This window comes from Nonomuraea sp. NPDC049504, from assembly GCF_040676845.1.
In the GTDB taxonomy this organism is placed as follows: domain Bacteria; phylum Actinomycetota; class Actinomycetes; order Streptosporangiales; family Streptosporangiaceae; genus Nonomuraea; species Nonomuraea salmonea.
Genome location: NZ_JBFAPT010000010.1, coordinates 15,819 through 37,065, shown reverse-complemented (window position 1 = coordinate 37,065; position 21,247 = coordinate 15,819). Strand labels below are relative to the sequence as shown.

The window sequence follows — 21,247 nt, the reverse complement described above, 5'->3', positions numbered from 1 at the left end:
GGCCGATCCCCGCACATGCCGGCGCCCACCTCCGGTGTGCCGGAGGTGGGCGTCTGGTCGTTCGCACTACTTCAGCCAGGCGTTGCGCTGGACGATCGGCAGGTTGCCGAGCCCGAGCGTGGTGCCCGCGCCGGTGAGGGCGAGGCCGATGAGGACGATCGAGTAGATGAGGTGGTCGTCCATGAACGGGTTGTTGGCCAGGGGCAGCTCGGCCGCCCACATCAGGACCAGCATCGCGGTGCCGGCGCCGGCGGCGATGCGGGTGCCGATGCCGAGGATCAGGGCCAGGCCGATGCCGAGCAGGCCGGCCATGAACAGCCAGTCCACCCACGCCTGCCCGGCCAGGGCCGAGAAGAAGCCGCCGAGCGCGTTCTCGCCGGTGCCCTTGAGGAACCCGGTCGTGGGGCTGCCGCCGTTGATCCAGGCCTTGGCCGCCGGGGTGGCGAAGCCGAAGCCGAAGGTCTTGTCCAGGAACGCCCACAGGAAGATCCAGCCGATCGAGATCCGGGCGGCGGCCCAGACGTAATCGACGGGACGGCGGGCTTGAGCGGCGCCGGTCTCCATGACGGGCCTGCTGAGGGTGGCGGCCATGATGGCCCCCTTTCGAGGGGTGATTCGCCGTTTCTGTGTCATCTCAAGCACACCGCTTGCGCGGCTTGTGCAGCAGTGCCGTAGGGCCTGCGGCACCGGGACCTTCGTCCCCTGCGCTCAGGATTCCTCCTTGCGGGGCCGCACCACCGCGACCGGGCAGGTCACGTGATGCAGGACGCCGTGGCCGACCGAGCCCAGGACGGCCGAGGCGAAGCCGTCCCGCCCGCGCGAGCCCACGACCACCAGGTCGGCCGTCGCACCGGCCCTGGCCAGGACGCCCACCGGGTGCCCGGACAGCGTCTCGTGGGTGATCTCGACGTCAGGGTTCTTCTCCTGCCACCGCGTCACGCTCTCCGCCACCGCCCTGGACTCCTCCTGGTAGACCTCCACCATGAGGCTGTTCCAGGCGGTCAGGTACGGCGAGAAGACCGGCGTCTGCCAGGCATGGAGCACGTGCAGGCGTCCGCCGTGGGCCCGGGCGTGTTCGACGGCGTACTCCATGGCGGCCTCGGCGTGCTCGGAGTTGTCGTAGCCGACGACCACGCGGCCGTGTCGCGCGCTGTCGGGGCCTCGCACGATCACGGCCGCTCCCGTGGCGTGCCCGGCCACGGCCAGGCTCACGGAGCCGGCCAGCATCCCGGCGAGCTTGCCGAGGCCCCGGCTGCCCATGACCACGCTGTCAGCGGTCTCGGACTCGGCGAGCAGCTGGTCGACCACGCCGCCAGCCAGCAGCTCCGTGGTCACCTGGATGCCGCGCGCCGTGTCGCGGGCCAGGTCGGCGGCGGAGGCCAGCGTGCTCGCGCAGCATCCCCTCGCGTGTTCCCCCGGCCGTTGCTCGCGCACGTGCACGATACGCAGGCCCAGATGCCTGCGCTCGGCATCGGCCGCCGCCCATCGCACGGCGGCCTTCGCCGCTGCGGATCTGTCCACTCCCACGACGATGTGTCCAGCCATCTCGCACCCCTTCGCTCCGATTTGTCACCTCCAACGTCGTCCTGAAGGGAGCTCGGTACCCGGGGAGGAAGTCCCGATCAGGAGCGCCGTTGGTCCTTACCGGCGCCGCGTGCGGGACGAGACCGAGGTGACGGCTGTGCGCATACCTCGCGCCGTCAGACTGCGCGGCGGTGGACGATGAGGGCGAGCCCGCCAGCACCAGGGTGGGCACGACCATGGTCAGGTCGAGGGCCATGCCCAGGTGGACCTGCGCCTGGGGCAGCGGCAGCACGTCCACCGGCAGCTCGCCGGTGACGGCCTGGCGGACGAGCGACACGCCGTACATGCCGGCCAGCAGGAGCAGCAGGCTGCCGACCCAGCGCATCGCCGCCCGCGCCCGGATGGCGACGTCCAGGTCCGTGAGCGCCAGCCCGAGCGACGCGACCGACAGGACGACGATGGCGACATGCAGCAGGAACAGGTCGTTGAAGGCGGGATCGTAGACGTAGTAGGCGTAGTTGTAGATCGAGTACGCCAGCATGCCCGCCCAGACCAGGTCGCCGCGGGTGGAGCCCCATACCGATGCGGTGAGCGAAATCATCAGGAGGGGTACACCCGCGACCAGAGTGGCCATGTCGTTGCCGCGGAATCTGGCGATGAGTGCCGTGGGACCGGAATACAGCCCGTCGTTGAGCAGACCGGCCAAAGCGGCCACGACGGCCACCGCGCCTTTGTCGCTCGCCCTGAAGCCTGCCCAGAGGCGTAAGCCCCGGTTGGAACAGCCGAAAGCCGGGCCGCTCGTCCGGTCAGTGCACCACGGCGACGGGGCAGGGCGCGTGGTGCACCATGGCCTGGCTGACAGAGCCGAGGAGCAGCCCACGGACCTCGCCCAGGCCACGCGCGCCGACCACCAGCAGGCAGGCCTTGCGCGCCGCCTCCAGCAGCGCCCGGCGCGCGGGCTCGTCTGCGAGCTCGACACTTGCCTGGAGGCCCGGATGAACGCGCTGCCGGTCGATCAGCTCTTCCCATGCGAGCCCCTGGGCTCGGATGCACAGCTCCAGCGTGTCCACTTCCCTTTCCCGCTCGCGGTGTGCGATCACGGCGTGGACCGGGCTGCCCAGCCGGTGCGCCTCCGTGGCGGCGAAGCCCAACGCGGCCCTGGACGCCGGGGAGCCGTCGAAGCCCACCAGGACCTCGCGAGCGCCGCGCTCCTGCGGGTCGCCGCGCATGACGATCACCGGGCAGTGGGCTCGGGAGGCGACATGACCGCTCACCGATCCGGCCGCCATGCCGTGGAGCGCGCCGTGCCCGCGGCTGCCCACCACGATCAGCGCGGCGCCGGCGGACAGGTCGGTCAGGAGTGCGGACGGGGAGCCGCGGTCGGTCAGCGTGTTGACAGGTATGCCGGGATGGTGCCGTTTGGCCCAGGCGGCCGCGGCCTTGACCAGCCGCTGGGCGGGGCGGCGCACGAGTTCGAGCGGCACCAGCTCGCCTGGCCACTCGTGGTGGGGCCAGTCCCACGCGTGGCACACCGTCAGCGGCACTCTTCTGCCGGCGGCCTCAGCGGCGCCCCATCGCAGGGCTTCCCGTGCCGACGGGGAACCGTCGTAGCCCACCGCCACGCCGAGATCGTCCATATCCATCGCCGCCTCCGCCTGTGGGATCTGCCTTCACGCTCCCGCAAGCAGAGTCCGCCGCTCAGAGGCGTCCTTCCTGTGCCGAGGGGACTTTGGTCCTCATCGCGTCCAGGCGGGCGTACGGACCCACCCCGCCCCTACCGGCCTCGCAAGGGGATCTCGCGGCACAGCCGCGTGCCGCCCTCGTCGGGGGACTTCAGCCGGGGGTGCCGCCCAACCGGCCGGTCCGTTCCTCGATGTTGCGCAGGCCGCTGCGGCGTCCTTGCTCGCCCACCCCGACACCGTTGTCCGTGACCACCAGGGTGAGAGCGGCGTTGCCGACCTCGACGGACACCTCGGCACGAGTGGCGTGGGAGTGGCCGGCCACATTGGACAGCGCCTCGCGCAGCACCGCCAGCACGTGCTCGACGACCTGCTCGGGCACCGAGGTGTCCGAGCTACAGGGGGAAGCTCCTTCGGCATGGCAGAAGGTCGGGCTAGGTGTTCTGCGGGGTTTGGCGGCCTATGGCATGTTGGTTGACGGCACCCCGAAATCAGCCGGCCCTTCGCCGGGTGCCCACGACGGAGAGGACCGCAAGCCCGCCGAGTGTCCAGGCCGTCACCACGGCGAGGTCGGTCCACGGCCACGGCCGTCCCGCCGGATCCAGCACGGCGAGGACCGTGTGGGAGACGTGCCTGAGCGGGAAGACATCACCGATGATGCGGAGCGCGCCGGGCAGCTCGCCCCCGATGACGAAGACGTCGGAGACGAAGGCCAGGGGCAGGAAGGTGCCGAGGGTGATCGCGTTGACCGTCTGCTGCTTGCTCGCGAACGCCACCACGAGCGCTGCGAGGACGGTGAAACACGACGCTCCGGCAACGATCGCGGCGAGCATCCAGGGGATCATGCCGGACTCGATCCTGACGCCGTAGCCGAGCGCCGCCACCAGCGTCAGCGCCATGGCGGTGGCGATGGTGACCAGCAGCGCGGTGGTGAGGTGGCCCGCATGGTAGGCCCAGCGCGGCAGCGGAGTGCCGGCGAGCCGCTTGAGCACGCCGCGCTCGCGGTCACCGGAAGTGGCTTCGGCGATGTTCACGTAGGACGCCACGCCCACCGTGTATGTGATCATCGCGGCGAGCATGAAGACCGGCAGCCGCACCCCTGAGACCCGGGCGTCGGTGAAGATGAGTGAGATCAGCGCCAGGAGCAGCACCGGCAGGATGATGGTGAAGAACGCGGTGGACAGGTCCCGGCGCAGCCCGGAGAGCGCGTGCGCGACCTGACCGGCCAGCAGCGACACCGGCGAAGGACGGCCCTGCCGGCGAGGCCGCCGCGTGATCGACGCGGGAGCCTTCGCCGTCCGCGCCGGAGCGCGTTCCCAGCGGAAGCGCCACACCGCCAGTGCCGCGCCGCCGATCCCCCAGGCCGCCAGCACCGCCAGGTGGTCGGCGTGGAAGCCGGCTCCGGTGAGGAACGGGTTCATCGCGTCGCGCACGGCATGGGCCAGATGCCGCAGCGGGAAGACCCAGCCCACGGCGTCCAGCCAGGCGGGCAGCCGGGCGCCGATGAGGATGACGTCGGAGATGAACGCCAGTGCCAGCAGCAGGCCGGTGCCGAGCAGTTGCACCGCCGCGGCGTTGCGCACGAGCGCGACCGCCGCGAAGCCGAGCGCGGTGAAGCACGCCGCCCCGATCAGCAGGGTGAGCAGCAGCGCGGGCAGCGTACGCCACACCATCTGGGTGTCGTAGAAGACGACGCCCACGGCCAGCAGCGCGGCCACCGTCACCGTGGCGATGGCCAGCGACGCCCCGGCCAGCCCTGCGAGCACCGCCGAGGCGGGCACCGGCGTGCCACGCAGCCGCTTGAGCCAGCCGCGGTCGCGCAGGTCGGCCAGGCGGATGGCCAGCGCGCCGAAGCAGCCCTGGGCGACGCCGAACACCGCCATGACCGGGATGACGAACTGCATCACCCGCACGTCCGAGCCGGGCTGGACGGCCTGGTTGCCCACCGCGGCACCGACGATCACCGTCATCAGCAGGGGCATCGCGACGGTGAAGACGGCCGCCATGGGATTGCGGGCGAAGGAGAGGGTCTCGTGCCAGGCCAGCCGCGCGATCATGATGTCTCCTCGCTCACCAGGTCGAGGTAGACGTCCTCGAGCGACGGCCGGGCCAAGGTGAGGGAGGTCAAGTCGGTGCCGCGTTCTAGTGCCCAGCCGGTCAGCTCGTGCATGTCGCGGGCGGGCTGCTTGGTCTCGACCGTTACCGCCGGGCCGCGCGCCTCGATGTGGCCGGTGAGGGGCGGCAGGTCGGCGGCGGCCGTACCCTCGGGCAGGCGGAAGGTCAGCACGCTGGTGTGCTCGGCCGCGATGAGCGTCTCCGGCGCGCCGGAGGCGATCACGCGGCCCGCGCGCAGCACCGCGACCCGGTCAGCGAGATGCTGGGCCTCATCCATGTAGTGGGTGGTGAGCAGGATGGTCGTGCCGGACGAGCGCAGCCCGTCGATCAGCTCCCAGGCGTGATGCCGGGCCGAGGGGTCGAAACCGGTGGTGGGCTCGTCCAGGAACAGCACCTCAGGACGGCCGACGAGGCCGAGCGCCAGGTCCAGGCGACGCCGCTGCCCGCCGGAGAGCGTGCGCACGCGGGCGTCGCGCTTGTCCTTCAGGCCTGCATGCTCGATGACCTCGCCCGGGTCGCGGGGGTGCGGGTAGAAGCCGGCGTACAGGCGGACCAGTTCGAAGACGGAGAACTCCTCCTCGAACCCGGCCTCCTGCAGCACGATCCCGATGTGCTCGCGGTAGGCCCGCCCGCCGGTGGCCGGGTCGAAGCCGAGCACCGACACGTGGCCGGCATCGCGCTTCCGGTGCCCTTCCAGGATCTCCACGGTGGTGGTCTTGCCCGCGCCGTTCGGCCCGAGCAGTGCGAACACCTCTCCGCGTTCGACGGTGAAGCTCACCTCGTCGACGGCTTTCACCGTCCCGTACTCTTTGCGTAGTCCTTTTACGATCACCGCTGACATGTCGGTCCTTCCGTCCGGTTTCCAGACTGATCCGCTTCAGCCAGGCCGGGCAGGGCCGAAAGGCCCTTCTACGGGGCCGTGATGCGGAATACGGGGACCTGGGCCGCGATCGGCTGGAATTCCTCCAGTGGGGCGTGCCGGTTCACCGGGATGTGCGGGCGCGCGCCTGGCGCGAGGGCCAGGTAACGGCGCAGGATGGGAGCACGCTCGGCGGGGTCGACCTCGACGAGCCGGACGCTCCTGCGCCGGCCGTGCCGCAGCACCGCCCAGCCACCGTTCGCGCGCAGATTGAGCACCCAGTTGGTGTGCGGTCCCAGCATCGCCACCAGGTACCGCTCTCCTCGGTGGTCGGCCATCACCATGGGGAAGGAGATGATCCGTCCCGTCCGGCGTCCGGGCACCTCCAAGGTCACCAGGTGGGGCACCAGGCCGCTGGAGTGCACCACCGTCCAGGACCGGTTCATGGCGCGTGCCAGGCGATTGGGGCGGCCACCGCGGTACAGCCACCGGAGCCAGCGCCCGGAGCGGCGCGTGTCGGATCTCATGATCATCACCTCAGCTCGCCCAGGCCCGCAGGCCGTACGATCTCCCGTGGCCGCGCAGCCTGCTGAGCGACTCCTTTTCGATCTGGCGGACCCACTGCGGGGTCAGCCCGAACTTCTCGGCGATCTGCCGGGGCGTGTGCGGGTCCTGCCCGTCCAGTCCGAACCTCAGGCGCACGATCAGCGCCTGCCGCGGCGCGAGCCCGTCCACGAGACGATCGAGCACCACCTTCAGCGCGCGCTGTTCGACCAAGCGCTCGGTGGCCGGGGTCCGGTCGTCCTCCAGCAGGTCGCCGAGACTGTAGTGGTGCCGTTCCTCCCCTGCCTCGACGTCGAGGCTGGCACAGGTGCCGGGCAATTGGCGCAGGTAGGCGAGTCTCGTGGGTTTCTGCCCCAGTTCCTCGGCCAGTTCCCGCTCGGTCGGGACGCGTCCCAGCCGGTGCAGGGCCCGTACTTCCGCTTGGGAGATCTTGGCGAGCTCGTCCTGTACGGCGATGGGCAGCCGCACCGGGTGCGCGTGTTCCAGCCCGCGTTGGATCGCCTTGCGGATCCACCAGGTGGCGACCGTGGAGAAGCGGTTGCCCCGCCTGTGGTCGAAACGCTCGACGGCCTCGATCAGCCCGAGGTTGCCGTCCTGGATCACGTCCGCCAGCGACATGCCGCGGTGCGCGTACCGCTTGGCCATGGACACCACCAGCCGCAGGTTCGCCTCGATCAGGTGCCGCCTGGCCGCCAGGCCGTCGGCGACGATGTCCTGCAGCCCCGGTTCGGGAGCGCCCTGCCCGATGAGACGGGCGGCGCGGGCGGCCGACTCCATCCGTTCGGCGAGCTCGACCTCCTCTGCGGCGGTCAGCAACGGCGTGCGGCCGATGCGTGCCAGGTAGTCGCGCACCGGATCCGCTCCGGGGTTCACCGTGCCCTCCCGAGGACGGCGGGCGTGGGGGGCACACCAACGAGAATCATGCTTCCTCCTCTGTGTCCCTTCCAGGACATCGGGGAGATCGCCGCCCGCCCAGCGCCGTACGGCCTGATACCGCAGGACCTTGGTCCTTTCCGGCATCCCGCCCATTCGGTAGCGTCACGAACATGATTCGCGTCTTCCTCCTCGACGATCACGAGGTCGTCCGCCGTGGTGTCGCCGCCCTGCTGGACTCGGAGGACGACATCGAGGTGATCGGCGAGGCGGGCACGGCCGAATCCGCGGTCGCGCGCATCCCGGCGCTCATGCCCGACGTGGCGGTGCTGGACGTGCGGCTGCCCGACGGCAACGGCGTGGACGTCTGCCGCGAGGTGCGCTCGCGGGTGCCGGGGCTGGCATGCCTGATGCTGACCTCGTACGCCGACGACGACGCCCTGTTCGACGCGGTCATGGCCGGCGCCGCCGGCTACGTGCTCAAGCAGATCCACGGCTCGGACCTGGTCGGCGCCGTGCGCACGGTCGCCTCCGGCCAGTCGCTGCTCGACCCGCAGACCACCGCCGCCATGCTGCAGCGGCTGCGCGACCAGGCCGCCAGGAAGGACCCGCTCGCCGCGCTGACCGAGCAGGAGCGGCAGATCCTCGACCTCATCGGGGAAGGGCTGACCAACCGGCAGATCGGCGAGCGCATGTTCCTGGCCGAGAAAACGGTCAAGAACTACGTCTCCAACCTGCTGTCCAAGCTCGACATGCAACGCCGAACCCAGGCCGCCGCCCTGGCCGCCCGGTTGCGGGCCGGACGCAAGGAATGACGGGTCACCCGTGTGACAATCGCGCCGCCGCCACTGCCGCCTGGCCGTAGCTGATGCCGGCGTCGTTGACCGGCACCCGCTCGCCGATGTACGGCTCGAAGCCCGCCGCCGACAGCCTGGCCAGCACGTCGGTGGCCAGCAGCCGGTTCTGGAACACCCCGCCTGACAGGCACACCTGGGTGACGTCGTGCTCGGCGGCGGCCCGCTCGCACAGCAGCACCGTGACGGCCGCGATGGTGGCGTGGAAGGCGGCGGCGATCCGGCCCACGGGTTCACGGTCGGCCCTGGCCTCCAGCAGGTGGCGCAGGGTCGCCACCCCGTCGTACACCCACAGGCCGTCGAGGCGCTCCAGCCGCCAGGCCAGCGGCTCCGCCCCGTGGAAGGCGCCTGCCGCCTGTTCCAGCCGGGTGGCAGCCTCGCCTTCGAAACCGTTCACCTCGCACAGGTCCAGCAGCGCCGCGGCGGCGTCGAACAGGCGGCCGGCGCTGGAGGCGGCCGGGCAGTTGACGCCTTGCGCGATCATGCGGGCGATGACCTCCTGCCCGGGCAGGTGCCCGGGGACGGAACCGGTACTGAGCTCGCCGCCGAGCAGGTAGCCGAGAGCCATGCGGGCGGGCCGGCGCACGGCCGCCTCCCCGCCGGGCATGGGCGCGCGGGAGAAGCGGCCCAGCCGCCGGTAGCCGCGGTAGGACGCAAGCAGCAGCTCGCCGCCCCAGAACGTGCCGTCGTCGCCCAGGCCGAGCCCGTCGTAGGCCACGCCGAGGAACGGCGGCTGCAACCGGTGCTCGGCGGCGACGGCGGCGACGTGGGCGTGGTGGTGCTGGACGGCGATGCGGCTCGGCCAGCGTCGCGCCATGCGGGTCGAGAGGTAGCCGGGATGCAGGTCGTGCGCGGCGTGCAGCGGCTCGATGCCTTGCAGGTGGCTCAGGTGGTCGAGCGCCTGGTCGTAGGCCTGCAGTGTTTCGGCGTCGGACAGGTCGCCGATGTGCGGCCCGAGCACCGCCCGGTCGCCGTCGGCGAGGGTGAAGGTGCTCTTCAGCTGGGCTCCCACGGCCACCAGGGGCGGCGCCGCGGCGGGCAGGCGCAGCAGCGCGGGGGCGAGCCCGCGCCCACGCCGGATCGTGATCGAGTCTCGCCCGAACGAGCGGATCACCGAGTCGTCGTAGCGGGCCACGATGGGCCGGTCGTGGGTGAGGACGCCGTCCACGGCCAGGCCGGAGATCTCGATGGTCGGCATGGGGCTGTCGGCGTGGTTGGCGCTGGTCACCACGAGGGGACGGCGCAGCGCGTCCAGAAGGAGGTGGTGCAGCGGCGTGTACGGCAGGAACACCCCGATGTCCGGCATGCCGTGGCAGACGCCGGACGAGAGCACGCCGTGCCGTCGCGGTGCCAGCACGATGGGCGCGGACGGGCCGGTGAGCCGGGCGCGGTCGGCTTCCGACAGGTCGGCCAGCGCGCCTGCAGTGATCGTGTCGCGCACCATGACCGCCAGGGGCTTGCCGGCGCGGGCCTTGATCTCGCGCACCCGGGACACTGCCTCATCGTTGATGGCGTCGCAGACCAGGTGGAAGCCGCCCAGGCCCTTGACGGCCACGACGGCGCCGGCCGCGATGGCGTCCGAGGCGGCCCGCAGCGCGGTCTCGCCCGTCATGGCCTGCCAGCGCAGGCGGGGGCCGCAGGACGCGCACGCGATCGGCTCGGCGTGGAAGCGCCGGTTCGACGGGTCGCGGTACTCGGCGGCGCAGGCCGGGCACATCGCGAAGCCGCGCATCGACGTGCGCGCCCGGTCGTAGGGCCGGCTGTCGATGATGGTCGCCCGGGGGCCGCACGCCGTGCAGTTGATGAACGGGTAGCGGTGGCGCCGGTTGGCCGGGTCGAACAGCTCGCGCAGGCAGTCGGCGCAGGTGGCCAGGTCGGGCGGGATCTCGCTGCCGGTCGCGGACGTGACGTCGCTCGCCACGATCTCGAAGCCTGATGTCTGCTGCTCCGGCGGCACCGGCGTGACGAGCACGTCCCGGACGCGGGCGGCGCTGGGCGGCTGGGTGCGCAGGCCGGAGACGAACGCCTCCAGCGACGCCGGCGGGCCGGTGGCGGAGATGACCACGTGCCCGCCGGCGTTCCGGACCTGTCCCCGGATCCCGATGGCCGTTGCCAGCCGGTGCACGAACGGCCGGAAGCCGACGCCCTGCACGATGCCGTGCACCTCGATGTGCCATGCCGTGTCCACGACGGCGGCCCTACATCAGCGGCGGGACGACGACGAGGTCGTCGTCCTCGGCGGCCAGGTCGCCCACGACGTCCACCACGCCTTCGACGTTGCGGACGGCTTCGACGAGGGCGATGGCCTGCGACCGCCACCGCACCTGCCCGCCGATCCGCACCATGCCGGCGTCGATCTCGACCGTGAACGGGCCCGGATCCGGCAGCAGGGCGCGAATGTCGGCCTCGAGCTCGCCGGCGGGGCGGGTGAAGACGCGCAGGACGTCCCGCTGGTGCAGGGTGCCGATGACCCTCCCGGTGACGACGTCGATCACGGGCAGCTGCTTGATGCGCTTGGTGTGCATCAGCCGGGCAGCGTCGCGCACGCCGGTGCCCGGGGTGACGGTGATCGCGGGGGAGGTCATCAGCTGGGATGCCGTGACTGCGGCGGCCTTCTGGTGGTCGCGCCGCTGCTTGCGGGTCTCGAACAGTGACACGCTGTGCCGTACGGTGTCGATCTCCTTGAGCAGGAGATCGTCCTCGGAGACCACGCCCATCGGGCGGTGGTCTGCATCGATGACGGTGACCGCGCCGACCGCGAACCGCTTCATCGCGGCCACGATCTCGGCGAACGAGGCGTCCGCCTGCACGGCGATGGCCACGCGTCCCATGACGTCCTTGACTTCGATCGACATGATGTCCACCTCTCTTTCACCTCCAGGCTCGCGTACGGCGGCTTGGGCGGTCAGCGGCGAACGTCCCCGATGACCATGACGAAGGTCCCACGCCGTCAGGCGCGGACCACGGCCACCGGGCAGCGGGCGTGGTGCAGCACGCCCCGGCTGACCGAGCCGAGCAGCGCCGCTCCCACGGCTCCGCGCCCGTGCGAGCCCACGACGAGCAGGTCGGCCTGTTCGGCCGCCGTGATGAGTGCGTCCGCCGGATGCGCGCACGGCGCGTCCTCGACGACCGTCACCTGCGGGTGGTCGTGGCCTGCGGCCTTGACCCGGTCCCGGATGGCCTGGTGCTGTGTGGCACGGACTTCGTCCAGGTCGTAGGGGGCCTCGGGAGCGTAGGCGTGTACAGGCAGCTGCCAGGCGAGCACAGCCCTGAGCGTCGCGCCGCGCAGCTGCGCCTGTTCGAAGGCGTAGGCCAGGGCGGGCTCGCACTCCGGCGAGTCGTCCAGCCCCACGACGACCTCGCCGTGCACGGGCCGGTGTTCGGCGCGCACCACCACGACGGGACAGCGGACGTGCCCGGCCACGTGGGCGCTCACCGAACCCAGCAGCGCGCCGGAGAGCCCGCCGAGACCGCGGCTGCCGACCACCAGCTCTGTCGCGTCCCCGGCCAGCTCGCGCAGCACTTCGGCGGGCGTGCCCTCCATCTCACGCGTGGTGATCTCAGCGGACGGCTGCCGCTCGCGGACGAGAGCTTCCGCCTCCCGCAGCACCCGCCGCCCCTCCTTGTGAACGGAGTCCGGCAGCACCGCGTCGGGGCGCTTGCCGACCAGGTACCACGACGTATCGGTCACGTGCACGATCTGCAGCGGCACGTGCCTGCGGGCGGCGTCACCGGCCGCCCATTCCACGGCGGCCCGGGCGGCCACGGATCCGTCAACTCCTACGATGATCATGATTTCCTCCTTCGTCACCTCTCATCGGACCTCATACGTGTCCGCGTGGCGCAGGGCCGGAGGTCGCCGGTGCAAGGGACGAAGGGCCTCTGCCTGCGGCGGTCCCGGCGACGGATCGGGCAGGGCCTGGGGACATCGCCGATCCGCTTCCGCCGATGGGGGCAGCCGCATGCTCAGCCGCACGGCGGTGCCCCCGGGTCCGGTGGTGAAGGCGACCTCGTCGGCCAGGCGGCGCATCAACCAGATCCCCCGCCCGCCGGGCGCGGTGGGTGGCGGAAGGGAGGCGCCGGCGAGAATCCGCGAGGGAATACCGGGTCCTCGGTCGCTGATCTCGCAGCGAAGAACGCCGTCCCCGCACCACAGGCTCAGCCTGCCTCCGCCGCCGCCGTGCGCCACGGCGTTGACCACGCCTTCGTCGACCGCCAGGAGGAAGTCGTCGAGGCGGGCCCCGTCCAGTCCCCGTTCGCGCGCCGCGTGCAGGAGCACGCGGCGCGTGTGCTTCAGGCAGCTCTCGTCGAAGCGCAGGGTGATCACCGGAAGGGTTCTCATGCGAGCGTCAGACCATCCGCTGGGCCATCTCGACGAGCCGGTTGGCGTAGCCCCATTCGTTGTCGTACCAGCCGAAGACCTTGACCAGGTCGCCGCTCGCCTGGGTGAGGGCGGAGTCGAACACGCAGGAGGCGGCGTCGCCGATGATGTCGCGGGAGACGAGCGGGTCGGTGCTGTAGCGCAGGATGCCGTGCAGTTCGTCCTGGGCGGCTCCGGCGAAGGCGTCGTTGATCTCCTGGACGGTGACCGGGCGGCTGAGCTGGGCGGACAGGTCGGTGATGGAGCCGTCCTCGACGGGCACCCGGATGGCGACGCCGTCCAGGCGGCCCTCCAGCTCGGGCAGGACCTGGCCGACCATGCGGGCGGCGCCGGTGGTGGTGGGCACGATGTTGACGGCGGCCGAACGGGCCCGGCGCGGGTCCTTGTGCGGGGCGTCGAGCAGCATCTGGTCGCCGGTGTAGGCGTGGATGGTGGTCATGAAGCCGCGTACCAGGCCGAAGCGCTCGTGCAGCACCTTGACCATGGGGGCGACGCAGTTGGTGGTGCAGGAGGCGAGCGAGACGATCTCGTGACGGGCCGGGTCGTAGGCGGCGTCGTTGACGCCGGGCACGATGGTGGCGTCCAGGCCCTTGCCGGGGGCCGACAGCAGCACCTTGCGGGCGCCGGCCTTCAGGTGGCTCGCCAGGGCGTCCCTGGTGCGGAAGCGGCCGGTGGCGTCGATGACCAGCTCCACGTCGTGAGACCGCCAGTCGATCTGGGCGGGGTCGGCGCAGCCGCTCACGGTGATCTTCCGGCCGTCGACCTCGAGCAGGCCGGGGGCGGCGGTGACGGGCAGGTCCAGCGGCCCGTACGTGGAGTCGTGCCTGAGCAGGTGGGCCAGCGTGGCCGGGTCGGCGATGTCGTTGACGGCGACAATCTCCAGGTCGGTGCGGAGCGCGCGGCGCAGGACGGCCCTGCCGATCCTGCCGAATCCGTTGATTCCGATTCTCATGCCTTCATCGTCCGGCGCCCGGGGCTCGCGGGTCAGAGGCCACGGTCCCGCGTGCGTGGGACCTTCGGCCCCTTGCCGGGGTCCGGCACGCGAAGGCGCCCGCCGGACGGGGAGGCGGCAGAGCCGCGGGTCCCCGTCCATCGGGCCTGCGCGCCGTGTCAGGCTGTCGTGACGGGGAACGACGCCACCAGGCTCTCGCCCCACTGCCTGGCCCGCTCCAGCTCCCCCGCCGCCAGCGGTCCTTCCGTGCCGGTGACGTAGAAGCTCTGCGCCGGCGCCACGACCCTGACGCCGAGGCGGCGCAGGCGCCTGGCGATACCACGGGCGGCGGAGCCGGGCACGCGCGGCTTGGCGACGCGTGTGTCGAAGGCGGCCGAGCAGACCTCGGCCGAGGCCGTGGCGAGCGCCGACAGCCACTCGCGCACGCCAGCACCCCGGGAGATGAGCGGCTGCGTGGTCTGCTGGGCGGCGGAGCGGCGGGTGGAGGACCTGCTCATGGCGAAGGCGTGCGTCGGCCCGCCCACCACGAGCAGCCCGACCTCCGGCCCCGCTTTCGCGGGCGCGGAGCCGACCTCGACCACCTCCGTACGCAGGCGGGTGGCCAGCCCCTCGGCGACCGCCTCGGCGATCTGCTTGGTGTTGCCGAACATGGATTCGTACACGACCAGCGCGTCCATCACGCGCCTCCCATCGGGGTCTCGTGGGGCAGGACAGGTTCGAGGTGGAACATCCCGGTCACGACCTCGCCGGGTTCTGCGGCGGGCCTGGCCCGCCCGGCAACGGCCGACAGCACGTCCCGGGCCGTGACCAGCCCGACCAGCCCGTCGCCGGACACCACGGGCACGGCGTCGCAGCCGGCGTCGAGCATCAGGGCGGCGACCCTGGTCAGCGGCGTGTCCTGCCGTACCCGCGGCACCTGTTCGCAGCCGAGCAGCGCCCGTACGGGACGGCTGGACTGCTCCTGCGGCCCGCCCGACCAGGACGCGGCGATCCGCTCGCGGGTCAGGATGCCGAGCACGTGCCGCCCGTCCACGACCGGCAGGTGGTGCACCCCGGCCCTGCGCATCAGCTCCCAGGCCATCAGCGGCGAATCGCCGGGCTTGACGGCCACCAGGACGCGGCTCATCACCTGGCCTACGGTCAGCGTCTCCACGGTCATGATCTCTCCTGCCACGAGGTGACCGGCCATGATGCCGCTCCTTCGGACGTCGGTCTGTCATCTCCACCGTCCCGGCAACCGGGTCCCGGCGCCCGGGGACGAAGTCCCGAGATCGGCGCCGTTGGTCCTCGGCAGGTTGTGTTCCTCAGGAGGTGTGCAGGGTCGCCGGCGCTCAGTGCCGTACGACCCGAGGCCAGAGGAGCTTGGTCCTCCCCAAGCACATCCGCATCCAACGGCGGCACGCCTGGGGCTACGGGCAACGCCGCAGGCCCCCACTGGCGGTCACCAGCGGGGGCGGCGGTGCTCGTCTGGTCAGCCCTTCTTCGCCCAGTCGCCCAGCGACCAGTCACGCACCTCGGGCATGTCTTCGAGGTGTTCGACGACGTACGCCTGGTGCTCGGCGAGTTTCCGCTCGCACCAGGCCATCAGGTCGCTGGCGCCGCGCGGCAGCCGCCTGGCGTTGTTGAGGGCGTCCATGACCAGGTGGTAGCGGGAGGCGCGGTTGCGTACGGTCATGTCGAAGGGTGTGGTGGTGGTGCCCTCCTCGATGAAGCCGCGCACCCGGAACCGGTCGGCGTCCGGGCGGCCGTGCACGAGCTGGTGGATGGCGCCGGGGTAGCCGTGGAAGGCGAACACGACATCGACGGTGTCGGTGAACAGCTCGGTGAACAGGGTGCCGCTCATGCCGTGCGGGTGGTCCTTGGGCCGCATGAGCGTCATCAGGTCGACGACGTTGACCACGCGGGCCTTGAAGCCGGGCAGCCGCTCCTTGAGGATCTGCGCCGCCGCGACCGTCTCCATGGTCACCACGTCGCCGGCGCAGGCGAGCACGATGTCGGGGTCGCTGGTGCCGTCGTCAGTGCCGGCCCAGTCCCAGATTCCGGCGCCGCGGGCGCAGTGCTCGATGGCCTGGTCGATGTTCAGCCACTGCAGCTGCGGCTGCTTGTCGATGACGATGAGGTTGATGTACGACCGCGACCTCAGGCAGTGGTCGGCCACCGACAGCAGGCAGTTGGCGTCCGGCGGCAGGTAGACGCGGGCGACGTCGCCGCGCTGGGTCAGCACGACCTGGATCAGGCCGGGCCCTTGGTGGGAGAAGCCGTTGTGGTCGTTGCGCCAGGCGGTCGAGGTCAGCAGCACGTTGAGGCTGGGCACCTTGGCCCGCCACGGCAGCCGGCTGGCCTCCTGCAGCCACTTGCCGTGCTGCACCGTCTGGGAGGCGCTGACCATGGCGAACGCCTCGTAGGTGGCGAACATGCCGTGCCGCCCGGTCAGCGTGTAGCCCTCCAGCCAGCCGTGGCAGTTGTGCTCGGACAGCACCTCCATGACCCGCCCGTTCCGGCTGATCGCCACGTCGTCGGCCGTCACGCGTTCGGCGAAGGCGCGGTCGGAGACCTCGAACACGGCGCCGAGCCGGTTGCTGTTGGTCTCGTCCGGGCAGAACAGGCGGAAGGTGTCGGGGTTGTCGCGGTAGACGTCGCGCAGCAGCTCGCCGAGCCGGCGGGTCGACTCGGCACGCAGTCGCGCCGGACGCGGCACCTCGACGGCGTAGTCGCGGAAGTCGGGCAGGGCGAGATCACGCGTCAGCAGGCCACCGTTGGCGTGCGGGCTGGCGCTCATCCGGAGGTCGCCCTCCGGCGCCAGGCCGCGTACCAGCTCACTGGGCGCGCCGGTGGCGTCGAACAGTTCCTCCGGCCGGTACGAGCGCAGCCAGCTCTCCAGGATCGCCAGGTGCTCCGGGTTGTCGCGTACCCCGGACAGCGGCACCTGGTGCGAGCGCCACGTACCCTCCATCTGCACGCCGTCCACCTTGTCCGGGCCGGTCCACCCCTTGGGCGAGCGCAGCACGATCAGCGGCCACCGCGGCCGGGTCCCGTCCCACGCGCCGGTACGGGCCAGATGCTGGATGGTGCGGATCTTGCTCCAGGCCTCGGCCAGCGTCGCCGCGAAGCGGTGGTGCATGCCCGGCAGGTCCGAGCCCTCTACCTCCAGCACCTCGTAGCCGTGGCCCTCCAGCAGCCGGCGCACCTCGGCGGGATCCTTGCGGGACAGGACCGTGGGGCCGGCGATCTTCGCTCCGTTGAGGTGCAGGATCGGCAGCACGGCGCCGTCACGCTCCGGGTTGAGGAACGACACGCCCTTCCACGACCCTTCCAGCGGCCCCGTCTCGGCCTCGCCGTCGCCCACCACCGCCACCGCCAGCAGGTCGGGGTTGTCCATGACGGCGCCGAAGGCGTGCACCAGCACGTATCCCAGCTCGCCGCCCTCATGGATCGAGCCCGGCGTGGTCACCGAGACGTGGCTGGGGATGCCGCCCGGGCTGGAGAACTGCCGGAACAGCCGCGCCATCCCGGCCTCGTCCTGGCTGACGTGCGGGTAGATCTCGCTGTAGGTGCCCTCCAGGTATCCCGCAGCCACCAGTGCCGGCCCGCCGTGCCCGGGCCCGGCCAGATAAATTGCCTGCTGCCTGGTGTGCCCGATGAGCCGCGAGACGTGCGCGTAGATCAACGACAGCCCGGGGCTGGTGCCCCAGTGGCCCAGCAGCCGCGGCTTGATGTGCTCCGGTGCCAGCGGCTCGCGCAGGAGCGGATTGCCCTGCAGGTAGATCTGCCCGATCGTGAGGTAATTGTTGGCCCGCCACCAGGCGTCCAGTTGTTCGACCTCCTCGGCCTCCGGGGAGGCCAGTCTCTCCAGCATGTCCTCATCGACGGCCTTGCGGACCTGCTCATCCGAAACTGCGGTCATGAGCACGTTCCCTTCTCAGTGTGGTTTGCCGTAGTGCCCAATGTGCGGCTGTTCAGTCCAGTCCCGCGGGCGGTGGGGTGACGGCACGGAGGATCGGCGGCGGCCGCACGCGAGGGGCCGGGCCCGCCGACGCCCGCAAGGATCATGGCCTCCTCTGTCACCACCCCATCCGACCTCAGCCGAGGCCCCGGGAACAGGGCCGGAAGTCCCCACGACCGCAGGTCCAAGGGCCACCCGCTTGAGGGGAGTGTGTCGTCGATGGCGAAGGGACAAAGGCCCTGTCTGATATGGCGGGCGGCTGGGTAGCGTCACCCGAGGCGGCTCACACGTGGCTGCCGGCAATGACATCACCGTGGAGGAAACGATCATGACCCACCCGGGCGATTTCGGGCGTCGCATCACCCATCACCGCACGAGGTTGAACCTGACGCTGGAAGAGGTGGCCGACCGCGCGGACATGTCGGCCGGATACGTGCAGTACCTGGAAGACCATCTGGGCACCCCCGACAGGGGCACGGTGACCCGGCTGGCCAAGGCGCTGGAGACCACGGTGGAGGATCTGCTGGGCGGAGGGTACGAGCGTCCGCCCGGCCCGGGAACCGCCGCGGAGAGCCCCGTCCTGGAGGTGCTGGAGCCCGCGGAGTGCCTGCGCCTGATCGCGCCGGGCGGCATCGGCCGGGTGGCGTTCAACGGCTCACACGGCCCGACGGTACTGCCCGTCAACTACAGGGTGCACGACGGTGCGATCGTCTTCCGCACCACCCACGGCGGCCCCATGGACGAGGACCTGCGAACAGGCGTGGCGGGTGTGGAGATCAAGATCGGCTTCCAGGTGGACCGGATCGACGAGCCGCGGCGCGAGGGCTGGAGCGTGCTCGTCCAGGGTCCGGCCCATCACGTGCCCGATGACGAAGTGGCCACGGTGAGCGGCGCCGGCATCACCCCGTGGGCGGGCGGCCAGCGGCACCTGTACATCCGCATCGTGCCCCACCAGATCACCGGCCGCCGCATCCATGGCCTCTGACCGCGCGACGGGATCGCCTCAAGCTCACCACGTAGATCGAACCTGAGCCGTTCGTACAACGCACGGGCCGGTCCGTTGTGCTGCCCTATGGTCACCACGATCCGGCGCTCCCCCGCTCGGGCCATGACCTCCTTGACCGGGCTTCGCGATCCCTCGTCACAGCATGTCTGGGTGGACGATCAGGCGGTTGATGTCGGCCTCGGCGGGCGTCTCCTCCCACGCCACCGTCCCGCCGGTCGGTCACCCTCGACCATCGCACCCAGCCACGAGAGGGGCTGGGCCGAAGTCCTCGAGGGGATCGAGAGCTCCGGCCCGTTCCTCACTTGAGCGCCTCCGTCTTCGCCGGGGCGAGCGCGTGCCGCACGGTGGCCATCAGCCACAACGCCATGGTGGCGTAGAACAGCACCGCCAGCGCGAGCTCCGCCGCCGTGATCAGCCCGATCACGCCCGCCAGGAGCGCGATGCCGCCCAGCGTGCTGGCGACGACCATGTACGGGCCTTTGCGCTCGTACGCCTCGGGCGCCGCGCTGAGCATGCAGCCGCCCACCAGGCCCAGCAGCAGGATCGTCCCGGTGGCGCCGCGCACGCCGCCGACGATCGGAATGTCCGCGCCCTGGGTGAAGGCAACGTAGACGGCGACGTTGACGCCGGCGGCCACTGTCGTGAGAGCGTCCTTCCAGGTCAGCCTCATCGTGCCACCTCCTTTCATGACGAGCGTCCGCGCGGGCGGCGGGGGCGGCCAGTGCCATTGGTCCCTCGGGGTGAGGGCATTCGCCGGTGTTCCGAGCCCGGTGGAGGGGTCACCATGGGGTCATCAGGAGGTCCACCGATCATGATCGGTGGACGCGTGATCATGGAAGCACCGCTCGTCGACGCGGAGCTGCTGACGCTGAAGAAGCGGGTCGACAGTCTCGAGGAGCAGGTTCGCACGCTGACGGCCGCGAACCTGGCCCTGGTGCGCAGCATCGAGAACCTGCAGCGGACCGCACCGGCCCCGGCCGATTGAGGATCTACGTGATGCCGGCGAGCTCATCACGTAAGTACGCGATGAGCTCGTCGAGATCGGGGACGCTGTCGGGGTCGGCGATGACGGTGATGGCAACCGTGCCGGCGTAGGAGAGGATCTCGAAGCTCACCGTCACGTTGCCGTTCTCGGAGACCGCCACCGGGATGATCTCGCGGATGTCGGCGCCGGCGAAAAGCAGGGGACGGTCGGGGCCGCGTACGTTGCTGATGAGGGTGTGAATGCGGCGCTGGCGGCGCAGGTAGCGGCGGTAGAGCCCGAGCGCGGCCAGCAACCGGAACAGCGGGCCGAACAGATCTGCGGCGGAGGCGGTCGCGGCCTGTTTCTTGCGCTCGCCGAGCAGGGCGGCGATTCGCGCCATGCGGTGCCCGGGATCGCCGGTGACGGGCAGGACCGCGATCAGCACGCCGAAGCGGTTGCCGAGCTCGCCGGAGGTGGTGCTGCGCCGGGCCGAGACCGGCACCGAGACCGACAGGGCGCCGACGTGCTCGCCCCGCCGTTCCAGGAGCCTGCTCAGCGCTCCCGTGACGGCCGTCAGTAGGGCGTCGTTGATGGTGCAGCCGTGGCGGTGGGCCGCGGACCGCAGGGGCGCCAGGCCGGTCCGCACGACGGCGAAGGTCCGGCGCGGGCCGGTCGGCCGCAGCAGCGAGCACGGTGCGATGGGCTCCGGACGCAGCCCGCCGGTGGCCGCGAGGGCCGCTTTCGCGTCCCGCCAAAAGGTCCGTAAGCGGCCGATCGATCGCAGGCGTTCGGTGAAGGCGTCGGCCGCCAGGCTCGGCAGGGACGGTGGCGGCTGCGGGAAGCCGGCGGGCGCCGGCCGTTGCGCGGGGTCGGCCAGCGCCGCGAGCAGGGCGAGCCCGCCGATCCCGTCGGCCAGCACGTGGTCGAGCACGACGATCAGCGCCACCGCGCCGTCGCTCAGCCCGGTGACGAAGACCGCCGTCCACCGCGATGGCGGCAGCGGGCCGGTCAGCGCGGCGGCGGCCACGTCCAGCAGAGCCCGTTCGTCTCCTGGCGCGGGGCAGGTGACCTCGCGTACGTGCAGCCGGAGGTCGAACTGCGGATTGTCCACCCACACCGGGCGGCCGCCGCCGAACGGCACCCGCACCAGCCGCCGCCTGAGCCTCGGCACGGAGCGGATCCACTCGGCCAGCAGCGCCGAGGCCCGCGTCACCTCGAATCCCGGCCCCGGCTCCAGCATCAGGACGGCGCCGGCCCGCTGTGACAGCGCGCCGCCCGCCCCCATGGCCAGCATGGCGACATCGGCGGGGCTGGCGCGATCGATGAGCCCCATCACGTTCATCGGTGGCCGGGGACGACGCGCGCGTCCGGCCCGGGGTAGACGAGGGACTCGCGCCCGCTGTCCAGCCAGCGCACCTGGTAGGGAGGCGAGCCGTCGGCGTGCTCCACGCCTACGACGAAGCCCTCCCGGCGGGTGTTGCTGCCGTACGTACCCTCCACGATCAGCCGGTCCCCCACGGTCGCTTTCATGGT

23 protein-coding genes are annotated in these 21,247 nt (G+C 71.5%); 4 read left to right on the top strand and 19 right to left on the bottom strand.

Going from position 1 to position 21,247, the window contains the following annotated elements:
- Positions 1-66: 66 nt before the first annotated feature.
- Together AB0K28_RS20100 and AB0K28_RS20095 are read right to left on the bottom strand one after the other, a co-directional pair.
- Positions 67-591 (bottom strand): hypothetical protein, encoded by a 525-nt coding sequence (locus tag AB0K28_RS20100; RefSeq protein WP_364371949.1) that lies wholly within the window; start codon positions 589-591, stop codon positions 67-69.
- Between the two features lie 117 nt (positions 592-708).
- A complete protein-coding gene (locus AB0K28_RS20095) occupies positions 709-1,545 on the bottom strand; it encodes a universal stress protein (RefSeq protein WP_364371946.1) in 837 nt (278 codons plus the stop codon).
- Positions 1,546-1,715: 170 nt separating this feature from the next.
- Between AB0K28_RS20095 and AB0K28_RS20090 the strand changes: the two genes are divergently transcribed.
- A complete protein-coding gene (locus AB0K28_RS20090) occupies positions 1,716-2,027 on the top strand; it encodes a hypothetical protein (RefSeq protein ID WP_364371943.1) in 312 nt (103 codons plus the stop codon).
- A gap of 303 nt (positions 2,028-2,330) precedes the next feature.
- Here AB0K28_RS20090 and AB0K28_RS20085 read toward each other — a convergent pair whose 3' ends face one another.
- The 6 genes from AB0K28_RS20085 to AB0K28_RS20060 all read right to left on the bottom strand — a co-directional run bounded on the left by AB0K28_RS20085 (position 2,331) and on the right by AB0K28_RS20060 (position 7,614).
- Positions 2,331-3,167 (bottom strand): universal stress protein, encoded by an 837-nt coding sequence (locus AB0K28_RS20085; protein ID WP_364371940.1) that lies wholly within the window; start codon positions 3,165-3,167, stop codon positions 2,331-2,333.
- A 190-nt stretch (positions 3,168-3,357) separates the two neighbouring features.
- Entirely contained in the window at positions 3,358-3,585 is a 228-nt protein-coding gene (locus AB0K28_RS20080; protein WP_364371937.1) for an ATP-binding protein, read from the bottom strand.
- Positions 3,586-3,694: 109 nt separating this feature from the next.
- On the bottom strand, positions 3,695-5,260 hold the full coding sequence (locus AB0K28_RS20075; RefSeq protein ID WP_364371934.1) for an ABC transporter permease: 1,566 nt from the start codon (positions 5,258-5,260) through the stop codon (positions 3,695-3,697).
- Positions 5,257-6,114, bottom strand: a complete 858-nt coding sequence (locus tag AB0K28_RS20070; protein ID WP_364371931.1) for an ABC transporter ATP-binding protein — start codon at positions 6,112-6,114, stop codon at positions 5,257-5,259. The genes AB0K28_RS20075 and AB0K28_RS20070 overlap by 4 nt, the downstream gene beginning before the upstream one ends.
- 113 nt (positions 6,115-6,227) lie before the next feature.
- On the bottom strand, positions 6,228-6,704 hold the full coding sequence (locus AB0K28_RS20065) for a nitroreductase family deazaflavin-dependent oxidoreductase (RefSeq protein WP_364371928.1): 477 nt from the start codon (positions 6,702-6,704) through the stop codon (positions 6,228-6,230).
- A 10-nt stretch (positions 6,705-6,714) separates the two neighbouring features.
- Positions 6,715-7,614 carry a sigma-70 family RNA polymerase sigma factor gene (locus tag AB0K28_RS20060; RefSeq protein ID WP_364371925.1) on the bottom strand — a complete coding sequence of 300 codons (900 nt, stop codon included), beginning with the start codon at positions 7,612-7,614 and terminating at the stop codon, positions 6,715-6,717.
- A 173-nt stretch (positions 7,615-7,787) separates the two neighbouring features.
- Between AB0K28_RS20060 and AB0K28_RS20055 the strand changes: the two genes are divergently transcribed.
- On the top strand, positions 7,788-8,429 hold the full coding sequence (locus AB0K28_RS20055) for a response regulator transcription factor (protein WP_364371922.1): 642 nt from the start codon (positions 7,788-7,790) through the stop codon (positions 8,427-8,429).
- A gap of 4 nt (positions 8,430-8,433) precedes the next feature.
- On the opposite strand, the gene hypF is transcribed toward AB0K28_RS20055, so the two are convergent.
- The 8 genes from hypF to AB0K28_RS20015 form a co-directional block, all read right to left on the bottom strand.
- Positions 8,434-10,656, bottom strand: coding sequence for a carbamoyltransferase HypF (gene hypF, locus AB0K28_RS20050; protein ID WP_364371919.1), 2,223 nt, complete (start codon positions 10,654-10,656; stop codon positions 8,434-8,436).
- A 10-nt stretch (positions 10,657-10,666) separates the two neighbouring features.
- Positions 10,667-11,323 (bottom strand): CBS domain-containing protein, encoded by a 657-nt coding sequence (locus AB0K28_RS20045; protein ID WP_364371916.1) that lies wholly within the window; start codon positions 11,321-11,323, stop codon positions 10,667-10,669.
- A gap of 95 nt (positions 11,324-11,418) precedes the next feature.
- Positions 11,419-12,261, bottom strand: a complete 843-nt coding sequence (locus AB0K28_RS20040; protein WP_364371913.1) for a universal stress protein — start codon at positions 12,259-12,261, stop codon at positions 11,419-11,421.
- 21 nt (positions 12,262-12,282) lie between these two features.
- Positions 12,283-12,795 carry an ATP-binding protein gene (locus AB0K28_RS20035; RefSeq protein WP_364371910.1) on the bottom strand — a complete coding sequence of 171 codons (513 nt, stop codon included), beginning with the start codon at positions 12,793-12,795 and terminating at the stop codon, positions 12,283-12,285.
- A 22-nt stretch (positions 12,796-12,817) separates the two neighbouring features.
- Positions 12,818-13,801: a type I glyceraldehyde-3-phosphate dehydrogenase gene (gene gap, locus AB0K28_RS20030; RefSeq protein WP_364371907.1), complete on the bottom strand. Its 984-nt coding sequence runs from the start codon at positions 13,799-13,801 to the stop codon at positions 12,818-12,820.
- A gap of 158 nt (positions 13,802-13,959) precedes the next feature.
- Complete coding sequence (locus AB0K28_RS20025) at positions 13,960-14,478, bottom strand: flavodoxin domain-containing protein (protein ID WP_364371904.1); 519 nt, start codon at positions 14,476-14,478, stop codon at positions 13,960-13,962.
- On the bottom strand, positions 14,478-14,990 hold the full coding sequence (locus tag AB0K28_RS20020; RefSeq protein ID WP_364371901.1) for a CBS domain-containing protein: 513 nt from the start codon (positions 14,988-14,990) through the stop codon (positions 14,478-14,480). Before AB0K28_RS20020 ends, AB0K28_RS20025 begins: the two co-directional genes overlap by 1 nt.
- Positions 14,991-15,272: 282 nt before the next feature.
- Entirely contained in the window at positions 15,273-17,657 is a 2,385-nt protein-coding gene (locus AB0K28_RS20015) for a phosphoketolase family protein (RefSeq protein ID WP_364372544.1), read from the bottom strand.
- 415 nt (positions 17,658-18,072) lie between these two features.
- Between AB0K28_RS20015 and AB0K28_RS20010 the strand changes: the two genes are divergently transcribed.
- Positions 18,073-18,729, top strand: coding sequence for a pyridoxamine 5'-phosphate oxidase family protein (locus tag AB0K28_RS20010; protein ID WP_364371898.1), 657 nt, complete (start codon positions 18,073-18,075; stop codon positions 18,727-18,729).
- Between the two features lie 319 nt (positions 18,730-19,048).
- Here the strand turns inward: AB0K28_RS20010 and AB0K28_RS20005 are convergent, their stop codons facing one another.
- On the bottom strand, positions 19,049-19,420 hold the full coding sequence (locus AB0K28_RS20005; RefSeq protein ID WP_364371895.1) for a hypothetical protein: 372 nt from the start codon (positions 19,418-19,420) through the stop codon (positions 19,049-19,051).
- Between the two features lie 141 nt (positions 19,421-19,561).
- Between AB0K28_RS20005 and AB0K28_RS20000 the strand changes: the two genes are divergently transcribed.
- Positions 19,562-19,735, top strand: a complete 174-nt coding sequence (locus AB0K28_RS20000) for a hypothetical protein (RefSeq protein ID WP_185107730.1) — start codon at positions 19,562-19,564, stop codon at positions 19,733-19,735.
- A gap of 4 nt (positions 19,736-19,739) precedes the next feature.
- Here the strand turns inward: AB0K28_RS20000 and AB0K28_RS19995 are convergent, their stop codons facing one another.
- Both AB0K28_RS19995 and AB0K28_RS19990 read right to left on the bottom strand, forming a co-directional pair.
- Positions 19,740-21,047: a wax ester/triacylglycerol synthase domain-containing protein gene (locus AB0K28_RS19995; RefSeq protein ID WP_364371891.1), complete on the bottom strand. Its 1,308-nt coding sequence runs from the start codon at positions 21,045-21,047 to the stop codon at positions 19,740-19,742.
- A 5-nt stretch (positions 21,048-21,052) separates the two neighbouring features.
- Positions 21,053-21,244, bottom strand: coding sequence for a DUF1918 domain-containing protein (locus AB0K28_RS19990; RefSeq protein ID WP_364371888.1), 192 nt, complete (start codon positions 21,242-21,244; stop codon positions 21,053-21,055).
- Between the last annotated feature and the right edge of the window lie 3 nt (positions 21,245-21,247).